6 protein-coding genes are annotated in these 6,863 nt (G+C 70.9%); 1 reads left to right on the forward strand and 5 read right to left on the reverse strand.

Going from position 1 to position 6,863, the window contains the following annotated elements; translation table 11 throughout:
- Positions 1–8 precede the first annotated feature (8 nt).
- The gene (locus tag D7V77_RS19665) at positions 9–1,526 is read right to left on the reverse strand and encodes a putative metal-binding motif-containing protein (protein WP_147452106.1); all 1,518 of its coding nucleotides are present in this window, start codon (positions 1,524–1,526) and stop codon (positions 9–11) included.
- Between the two features lie 52 nt (positions 1,527–1,578).
- Entirely contained in the window at positions 1,579–2,505 is a 927-nt protein-coding gene (locus tag D7V77_RS19670) for an RluA family pseudouridine synthase (RefSeq protein ID WP_120577828.1), read from the reverse strand.
- A gap of 99 nt (positions 2,506–2,604) precedes the next feature.
- On the opposite strand from D7V77_RS19670, the gene D7V77_RS19675 reads away from it, so the two are divergent.
- Positions 2,605–3,840 (forward strand): MFS transporter, encoded by a 1,236-nt coding sequence (locus D7V77_RS19675; protein WP_120577829.1) that lies wholly within the window; start codon positions 2,605–2,607, stop codon positions 3,838–3,840.
- A 4-nt stretch (positions 3,841–3,844) separates the two neighbouring features.
- Here the strand turns inward: D7V77_RS19675 and D7V77_RS19680 are convergent, their stop codons facing one another.
- Genes D7V77_RS19680 through D7V77_RS19690 form a run of 3 tightly spaced genes read right to left on the reverse strand, consistent with a single transcriptional unit; the run spans position 3,845 to position 6,550 of the window.
- On the reverse strand, positions 3,845–4,921 hold the full coding sequence (locus tag D7V77_RS19680) for a M20/M25/M40 family metallo-hydrolase (protein WP_120577830.1): 1,077 nt from the start codon (positions 4,919–4,921) through the stop codon (positions 3,845–3,847).
- The gene (locus D7V77_RS19685; protein ID WP_120577831.1) at positions 4,908–5,777 is read right to left on the reverse strand and encodes a [LysW]-aminoadipate kinase; all 870 of its coding nucleotides are present in this window, start codon (positions 5,775–5,777) and stop codon (positions 4,908–4,910) included. The genes D7V77_RS19680 and D7V77_RS19685 overlap by 14 nt, the downstream gene beginning before the upstream one ends.
- Positions 5,774–6,550 (reverse strand): SDR family NAD(P)-dependent oxidoreductase, encoded by a 777-nt coding sequence (locus tag D7V77_RS19690; protein ID WP_120577832.1) that lies wholly within the window; start codon positions 6,548–6,550, stop codon positions 5,774–5,776. The genes D7V77_RS19685 and D7V77_RS19690 overlap by 4 nt, the downstream gene beginning before the upstream one ends.
- Between the last annotated feature and the right edge of the window lie 313 nt (positions 6,551–6,863).

Consider the following 6,863-nt stretch of genomic DNA (forward strand, 5'->3'; position numbering starts at 1 on the left):
CCCTCGCATCAAGGCGCGCAGTAGCGCAGCGAACGCAGGGTGTAGGTCCGGGGAGTGTCCGTGGCGGTCATCGTGAGCGCCCCCAGCTGATGCCCCGCCAGCTCATGCAGCCTCACCCATGACGCGGTGCCGTTCATGGGAATGGACGCGGTGCCGGGAGTCCAATCCTTCACGACGCCGGTCGGGCTCCGCCCCCAGAGCCGCCCTTCGACACCGAAGGCGGCATCCCCTCCGGGGTTGGGAACGAAGAGCATGGAGAGCCACGCCAGCTGGAGTCCCCGTGAGGTCATCGTCGCGCCGAACAGGGCGGTCTGGCTCTGCTTCGTCGCGGTCAGGCTCTCCGCCATGCCCTGGTTGAAGAGGGACCGCACCTGGAAGAACTGGGGAGTGAGTCCATTCGGCTCCCGGTAGAGCAGCGTCGGCTCGCCCGCGCCGCCCTCTTCCAGGGGAGCCGTCAGCATCAGCCTGGGAGCAGCCGCGTACTTCACGGTGAGGATGCGCTCGTCCCCCACGGACAGGAGCTCGCGGTCGTAACGCTGCAGCCAGACGCGCGTGTCATCGAACGAGCCCGCCTTGTTCTCGTTCGCCTTCACCAGGAACCCGCCATCCCCCAGGGCCAGCACCTCCGCCGCGGAGAGATCCAGCGAGTCCGACCGGTGCAGCACGCGGGGAGCCGCCAGGACCTGGCCGGCGGGGTCCACGGTCATGCCCTGCACCTCGCGGGCACCGGCGAGTTCCCACGTCCAGATCACCGCGAGCCGCTCGCCATCCAGGGAGGGGGCCACGTGTCCATTCGCCCAGGTGTAGGGCCCTTCGAAGAGGACGACGCTCTCTCCGACGGGAGCGCCCAGCTCATCCAGTTGCACGAGACTCCCCCGGGTGAAGTAGCTCGGCTCTGAGTACACGACGATGGAGAAGAGCGCCGGCCCGCGAGCGGTCCGCAACAGCTGGGTCCTCGACACGCGAATGGGCGCGGGCGACAGCGGCAGGGTCGCCGAGCCCTTCAGGGTCAGGGACGCATCGAGCCGGAGCATCTCGATGGCCGACAGGCCGTTGGAGGAGACGAACAGGAAGCCCCCTTCCACGGGAAGGCTGTCCGCCCACCGGTCATCAGGAGCCCACTGCAACGGCGCGGCATCCGCCCACGTCGTTGGATCCGTCACACCGTCGCAGTCGTTGTCCAGGCCGTCGCAGCGCATCTCCGACGCCTCGTAGTCCGCGCCATAGGAGCGCGCCGTGCACACGGGCTCATAGGCCCCGTCCACCCACGCCCGCTTCGCTCCCGCGCACACACCCTGGGTCTTCTCGCAGGGCGCGCCCTCCGGGACGCCGCTGTCCACCGTTCCCGCGTCCGCGACACCCGCGTCGCCGGTGGTGCCCGCATCCGTCCCGGCATCCACCTGCGTGCCGGCATCCACCACGGGGCCCGACGGACTCGTGGATGAACCACAGCCCGAAACCAGCAGGGCCACCATCAACGACAGGCTTCCCCACAACCCGCCCCACGACGTCATCCGCGATTGCATGTTCCCCTCTTCGTGCTGCCCTGATCCGACAGGTCCCAGTGCCCAAACGGTATCACGCACCCCCGCGCAGCACCGTGAGCCCCCGCAGGAAGTCCTCCGGCAGCGGCGACTCCACCTGGATGAGCTGGCCCGTCGCGGAGGACGGCACTTCCAGCCGCCACGCGTGCAGGGCCTGCCGCCCCACCGCGAGCGCCGCCGGATGCTTGCGCGCCTCCTCCGTGCCGTAGAGCGAATCCCCCAGGACCGGGAACCCGGCCTCCGACAGCTGCACGCGGATCTGATGCGTGCGCCCCGTGTCCAGGTCGATGTCCAGGAGCGCCCCCTCCCGGAACCGCTCGCGCACCGTGAATGTCAGTGCCGCCCGGCGAGCGGAGGGCACACGGGTCGTGAAGCGGCGCGGATCCTTCGGGTCCCTCGCGTACGGTCCTTCCAGGTGCCCCGTGTCCGGCGGACGGCCCAGCACCAGCGTCTGGTAGCGCTTGTCCACGCGCTTCTCCTGGAACGCCTTCAGGAGCGCAGCCACCGCGTCATCCGTCCGGGCCAATGCCAGACATCCGCTCGTCTCGCGATCCAACCGGTGCACCACGCCCGGCTGGACCACGCCCTCCACGTCGAACGGCGGGCACCGCGCCGCGAGCAGCCCCACCACCGACGCCGCCCGCCCCTCCGGCTCCACCACCAGCCCCGGCGGTTTGGCCACGATGACGAGCGCCGCGTCGTCGTACAGCACCGGCAGCTCCGGGCCTTCCAATGAAGCATGCGGCGACGGCCGGGGCTCCGGCGTCTCCAGGGTGAGCTCCTCGCCGCCCCACAGCTTGCGCGTGGCCTGCGCCTTCTTGCCCCGGATGCGCACGCGCCCTGCGTCCAGCATCGCTCGGGCCCGCTCCGGCGTGAGGCCCGGGACGTGCTTCGTCAAGAACCGGTCGAGCCGCTCGCCGGCAATCTCCCGGGGAACCACGAGAACCTTGAGCCGCGTCATGTCTTTCCCCGTCTCCCATGGCAGCCAGGGAGTCAACCACCGTGTAGGCGTGCGCCCACCGAGCATGCGTCAGGGACGCGCTGTAGAAAGAGTGTCTCCGTGGCCACCTCCCTGTTCTCCCGTTCGGGCTCCGCCCGGGCCCTGTCCCATCGCGACTTCACCCTTCTCTGGCTGGGCACGCTCGTGTCCAACATCGGCACGTGGATGGAGTCCGTGGCCCTGGGGGTCTACGTCACGCAGGTGACGGGCCAGGCCGCATGGACGGGCGGAGTCGCCGCGCTGACGCACCTGCCTTCGTTGGTGCTCGCGCCGCTGGGGGGTGCGCTCGCGGACCGCTTCGACCGGCGCACCTTCATGGCCGTGTGCGTGTGCATGCAGGCGCTGCTGGCCGCGCTGCTCACGGTGCTGGCCGGCACGGACAACCTGTCGGTGCCGTGGGTGGCGGTCCTCTCGCTGCTCAACGGCGCGTTCAGCACGCTGGTCATCCCGTGCGCCACGGCGCTCACCGTGGCGGTGGTGCCCTCGGAGGACCTGCACAACGCGCTCAGCCTGGACTCGGCGCAGTTCAACCTGGGCCGCATCATCGGGCCCGTGCTGGCCGCGCTCGTGCTGACGAAGGTGGGCATCGAGGGGGCGCTGTTCGTCAACACGCTGTCCTTCCTCGCCGTGCTGCTGGCGCTCGCGGGGATGCGCGGCACGTCGAGCACCCTGCCCTCCAAGGTGGAGGCGCTGTGGGACGGCATCATGCGCGGCGTGCGGCTGGCGTGGACGGATCCGGGCATCGCGCTCGCGCTGGGCTCCGGGGCGTTGGTGGGTTTGCTCATCTCCCCCTTCGTGGGCCTGGTGCCGGTGTTCGCGTTGAAGGTGCTGGGTGGGGATGCGACCACCACGTCCATGCTGCTCACGGCGCAGGGGACGGGCGCGGTCATCGCGGCGTTCGGCTCCGGAGCCCTCGTCGCGAGGATGGGGCGGCAGGCCTTCCTGGAGGCGGCGCTGCTGCTCGTGGGGCTGTGCTCCGCCGCGTACTGGCTGTCACCGTCGCTGCCAGTGGCCCTGGTGACGCTGTTCATCCTGGGCGCGGTGTACCTGGTCGCCTTCACGGGCCTGAAGACGGTGTGCCAGGCACGCACGCCGCCGGAGCTGCAGGCGCGCGTGAGCAGCCTGTTCCTGCTCCTGGTGAACGCGGGCTACATCCTGGGCGTCTGGGGACAGGGCGCGCTGTCGGACCGGGTGGGCGTGCGGCCCATCACCGCGGGCTGTGCCCTGCTCTTCTTCGGCATCGTGGTGGGGATGCGGACCCTGCGTGCCCGGGGTCTGGCCGCGCTGGGCACCTGAGCCTTCAGCCTCCCGAGGTCCCCTTCACCGGCAGGAGCGCCAGCACGCGAGCGAGCACCGCGACGCCCTCCTCGTACTCCGGCAGGTCGATGTGCTCGTTGGGCGTGTGGTCCAACGCCGCGTCGCCGGGGCCATACGCCACGGTGGGCACGGCCCACGTGGAGGCCACGGTGTTCCAGTCGGACGTGCCGGTCTTCAGGCGCAGCGTGGGCTTCACGCCACGTTCGCGGATGGCCTGTTTGAAGACGCGGGAGAGCGCGTCGTTGCCATTGGTGGACACGGCGTTCTTCCGAGCCACGGTGCGCACCGTCACGGTGGGCACGGTGGCCAGCGCCGCGAGCAGTGCCTCGGTGTCCGTGGACGGGCCGGTGCGGATGCTCACGGCGGCCGTGGCCCATTCCTCCGTCTCCGTGGCGCCGGTGTGGAAGGCGTTGAGGGAGGGAAGGTTCTGCTCGAAGAGGGACGGGCGCTCGCGGTTCCAGTCGTCACACAGGCGCTTGAGTGCGTTCCACGCGTCGATGACGTGCTCGGCTGCGGCGCGGTAGTCGCGGCTCGCGGTGTGGCGGCGGCTGGCGCGGTGCTCCAGGTCCAGGCGCAGCAGTCCCTTGTAGCCGATGGTCACCGCGTGCGCGCCGCTGGGCTCGCCGTTGATGACGAAGTCCGGGGCGTACTGGTCGCGCACATGAAGGGCGCCTCGAGTGATGGCGACCTCCTCCTCCACGCAGCCCAGGAGCAGGAACTGCTTGCCGGCGCGCTCCGAGTCGTCCAGCAGCTCCACGGCTTCAATGAACGCGCACAGCGGGCCCTTCGCGTCCACCGCGCCCCGGCCGTAGAGCTTCTGTCCCTCCAGCCGCACGGGCACTTCTCCGGGCACGGTGTCGATGTGGCCCAGGAACGCGATGACGGTGTCCCCGTCCCCGTAGCGAGCGACGGCGTTGCCCACGGCGTCGGTGTGCGCCCGCCAACCGCGCGTGCCCAGCCGCTCCACCAGCGCTCCAGCGAAGGAGGCCTCCTGGTGGCTGGGGCTGTACTGCTCCACCATCCACCGCAACAAGTCGACGCCTGGCTCACGCGCCCGCATCCGCCCTGCCTCCATCGCGAAGGGTGAACTTCGTGCCGCCCGCCTCCTCCAGCGCGGAGAACACCGGCCGTGCCACGCGCGACGCGCTCACGTACGCGGAAGGGACTCCGCCCTGCAGCGCCCGGCGCACGGCCTCCAGCTTGTAGCGCATGCGCCCGCCCGCCAGCGGCATGCAGCCCTCCACGTCGTCGCTGGAGCGCACCAGCGAAGCGGGGTCCTTTGGATCCGCGAGCAGCCCCGGCACGTTGGAGAGGATGACCAGGGCCTTCGCGCCCAGCGCCGCCGCGATGGACGACGCCACGTGGTCCGCGTCCACGTTCACGAGCACGCCGTCCTCCGTCACCGCGGGAGGACACACGACGGGCACATAGCCGCCATCCAGCAGCGTGCCCAGGAGCGCCGCGTTCACCGAGGAGACCTCTCCGGCCAGATGTTCGCGGTCGATGCGCATCCGCCCGTCGGCGTCCTGCAATTTGAGCGGTGGCCGGCGACGCGCGGTGAGCACGCGGCCGTCCGCACCGCACAGGCCCAGCGCGGTGACGCCCTTCGCGAGCAGCGCCAGCACCACGGCCTTGTTGACCTCGCCCACCCACGCCATGGTGAGCGCGCGCAGCGTGGGCGCGTAGGTGAGGCGCACGACGTTGCCGTTCGCGGTGGTGGCCTCCGGGCGCGCCATGCCCAGCGAGCCCAGGAGCCGCTCACCCGCCTCCGAGCCTCCGTTGACGACGACGACGCGTTCACCCTGGCGGACGAGCTCTACGATGTCCGAGCAGACGTTCTCCAGGTCCACGCCCGCCGCGCCGCCAATCTTCACGACGACGGGACGGCGGGGCGAGGCGTCGGGGGTGGCGCTCATCCGATGACGCTCGCGCCACCGTCCACGAGTTGCACGGTGCCGGTGATGAAGGAAGCGCGCTCACTGGCAAGGAACACGGCAGCCGCGGCGAACTCCTCCGGGAGCCCCACGCGCTTGAGCGGAATGTGCGCGCCCATGGCACGAAGGCCCGCCTCCACGTCACCCGCATTACCCGCGGTGCGCTCCACCGGAGGCGTGCGCATGTAGCCCGGCGCCAGCACGTTGACGGTGATGCCGGCGTCACCCAACTCCTGCACCAGCGCGGCGGAGAAGCCGACGATGCCCATGCGAGCGAAGCCGGACAGCGCGAAGCGGGCCACCGGCCGGTGCACCGTCTCCGAGGTGATGAACAGCAGGCGTCCCCATCCGGCCTTCTTCAGGTGCGGGAGCGCCGCGAGCGCCAGGGAGATGGGCGGAAGCAGCACCGCGTCCGAAGCGCTGCGGTACGCATCCACGCCGAAGGTGGAGGCCGCACCCGGAGGAGGACCGCCACTGTTGGTGACGACGACGTGCAGCGCGCCCAGCTTCGCCACCACATCATCCACCCAGCGGCGCACGTCCGCGTCGTCCTTCACGTCCACGCGAGTCGCCAGCACCCGGCCGCCCCGGGCCACGGACTTGAGCCGAGCCTCCGCCTGGGCCAGACGGTCCGTGTCCCGAGCACCGATGGCGACATGCGCGCCCTCCTTCGCCAGTTCCTCCGCGACAGCGAGCCCCAGGCCGCTGGAGCCACCAGCGACGAGCGCGACCTTGTTGGCGAGTCCCAGTTCCATCCGCGTCCCTCCAGAAGTTGGCGCACGGCCGCCGCCAAACGAGCACACCCCACGTCACTGAACCGCACCTGCGCGGGTCGAGCCATTCCAGCCCGGCCCCGCACGACATCCGCTCCACCGACCGCACCACGATCCGGCCCCGCCGAACCCCGCCCGGCACACGTCATCTCCGACCAGGCCCCGCGCCGACGACTGACCCGTCGCGGCAGGCCCAGACACTATCCCTGCCACTTCGAGCCGGACGGAGCCAGGTTGAGGGAGCCCTCTCCCCACCCCTGCCCGGCCGTCCCTCGTGAGCCCGCCCGCGCCGACG

The organism is Corallococcus sp. CA041A, assembly GCF_003612075.1.
Taxonomy (GTDB): domain Bacteria; phylum Myxococcota; class Myxococcia; order Myxococcales; family Myxococcaceae; genus Corallococcus; species Corallococcus exiguus.

Excerpts from the sequence above, each read along its gene's own strand:
- D7V77_RS19665 (WP_147452106.1), bottom strand. The coding sequence starts at position 1,526 with ATGCAATCGCGGATGACGTCGTGGGGCGGGTTGTGGGGAAGCCTGTCG.
- D7V77_RS19670 (WP_120577828.1), bottom strand. The coding sequence starts at position 2,505 with ATGACGCGGCTCAAGGTTCTCGTGGTTCCCCGGGAGATTGCCGGCGAG.
- D7V77_RS19680 (WP_120577830.1), bottom strand. The coding sequence starts at position 4,921 with ATGCGGGCGCGTGAGCCAGGCGTCGACTTGTTGCGGTGGATGGTGGAG.
- D7V77_RS19685 (WP_120577831.1), bottom strand. The coding sequence starts at position 5,777 with ATGAGCGCCACCCCCGACGCCTCGCCCCGCCGTCCCGTCGTCGTGAAG.
- D7V77_RS19690 (WP_120577832.1), bottom strand. The coding sequence starts at position 6,550 with ATGGAACTGGGACTCGCCAACAAGGTCGCGCTCGTCGCTGGTGGCTCC.